The sequence below is a fragment of the Pseudoalteromonas sp. MIP2626 genome (assembly GCF_013414205.1).
Lineage (GTDB): Bacteria > Pseudomonadota > Gammaproteobacteria > Enterobacterales > Alteromonadaceae > Pseudoalteromonas > Pseudoalteromonas nigrifaciens.
On record NZ_JAATTW010000120.1, the window covers coordinates 1 to 992 of the forward strand.

General features: G+C 38.3%; 1 protein-coding gene. It reads right to left on the reverse strand.

Annotated elements, in window-relative coordinates:
- Window positions 1-15 precede the first annotated feature (15 nt).
- The gene (locus tag HC000_RS18290; protein WP_008465638.1) at window positions 16-900 is read right to left on the reverse strand and encodes an IS982 family transposase; all 885 of its coding nucleotides are present in this window, start codon (window positions 898-900) and stop codon (window positions 16-18) included.
- Window positions 901-992: the final 92 nt, after the last annotated feature.

Consider the following 992-nt stretch of genomic DNA (forward strand, 5'->3'; position numbering starts at 1 on the left):
TAACCTGAGATCTGCTTAAGCGATAACTAGTGCGTTGAGCTCTACGTCAGTTAAATTAAGGTGTGGCTTATTTTCTTTCAAGCAATAAGCCACCAACCCAGCTACTAAATTCAACATAAAACCGTTCATACTCCGATGTCTCGAATGTTCAATGAAGGATATGTTCTTGAGTTGATCATTAATTGTCTCGATTATAAACCGCTTTGAAAGCATCGCTCTATCCCATAATGACATCGCTTTTGCTTTCATATTTTTGCGAACAGTCGTAATGAGCTTCACACCTTTATCGAGTAAATCCGCTTCTAAGGCTTTACTTAAATACCCTTTGTCACCATACAATTTGTCTGTAAGGCAGCTCGCTAATTCACGCACTGGTTGCGTATCATGCACATTACCTGTTGTCACTTTGGCAGCGACAATTTCACCGTGGTGATTAACTATTAAATGCAACTTGAAGCCATAAAACCAACCCATCGTTCCTTTGCCTCGCTGGGCTATTCCATCAAAGGTTTTGTGTCTGGGAATACGAATATTATGACACACCTTAATACATGTAGAATCAATGAATTCAACGCCTGTGGGTTTACCTTTAAGTGAAGTAAAATAAGCACACATCGGTACAAGTATCCTCGGCATAACGGCTAAAAATCGTGTGTAACTGAGTAAGTTAGGAAATTCACTTTTATACATAAGTGAAACATAGCCAAGATAGTAATTTTTAAAATCACGGTGATGTGACATATGAAAACTAATGACAATTGTCATGATTTCACTGGTCGTCATACGTCCTGCTCGTTGACGTTTTTGGGTACCGTCTTCGAGTAATTGTTTTTCCCATTGAGGTATAAATACTTTGCAAAAATCGTCGACATCGCAAAACAATTCAACTAATTTAATCATGCCTGTTCCTTGTTTATCCAATCGTTCTTGGTCGAAAGATCGGATCTCGGAACAGGCATTTAGTTCAATTTTCTTAAACGAGATTCAGGTTA

Bases quoted from the DNA above. Each gene is read 5' to 3' on its own strand.
- HC000_RS18290 (WP_008465638.1), bottom strand. From the start codon at position 900: ATGATTAAATTAGTTGAATTGTTTTGCGATGTCGACGATTTTTGCAAA.